The sequence below is a fragment of the Oleiphilus sp. HI0123 genome, from assembly GCF_001635315.1.
Genome location: NZ_LWGE01001452.1, coordinates 1 through 561, shown reverse-complemented (window position 1 = coordinate 561; position 561 = coordinate 1). Strand labels below are relative to the sequence as shown.

1 protein-coding gene is annotated in these 561 nt (G+C 38.5%); it reads left to right on the top strand.

What is annotated here, in order from left to right; all coding sequences use genetic code 11:
* Nucleotides 1–27: 27 nt before the first annotated feature.
* Nucleotides 28–561 (top strand): lipoprotein (locus A3761_RS18850; protein ID WP_197473119.1); only part of this gene is annotated, 534 nt, incomplete at its 3' end.

Sequence of the window (561 nt, the reverse complement as noted above, 5' to 3'; positions counted from 1 at the left end):
CATATGCAGAAACAAAAAGGAGAAGAAATGAAGAGGATGTTTTTGGGATTCGGAATCCTAGCAATTTTGTCTGGTTGTGCTTCCAATCCACTTGAAAATCCAACTGCTCAATCTTGTGCAGAATATTACAAGGCCGGAGATAAACAAACCGCAGAGGCTGTATGCGGTAAAATTTCAAGCCGGGGTAATTCTGATGGCTATTATTACCTATCAAAGATTGAACACGATAAGGGCAATGAATTAAAAAGCTTGGGGCTACTTTATAATGCTCGCAGAGCCTATAGTTCCGAATACAAAAAGGCCGAAAATGAGCATCTAGAAAGAGCTCTCTCTGAAAAGAAAAATAAAAATTATGGTCAGGCAAAAGAGATTTTTGAGCTACTGGCCAGTCATAATAATGTCAGATCACAGAGAGAGCTAGGAAATATCTATTATTACGGGCTAGGTGTGGCCGCTAGTACAGATAAAGCCGTATTTTGGTTTAGAAAAGCCTCAACAGCCGGTGATCAATATAGCAAAAATTCTTTAAACACAATCTTTGCTGATGATTATAAAAAAGGC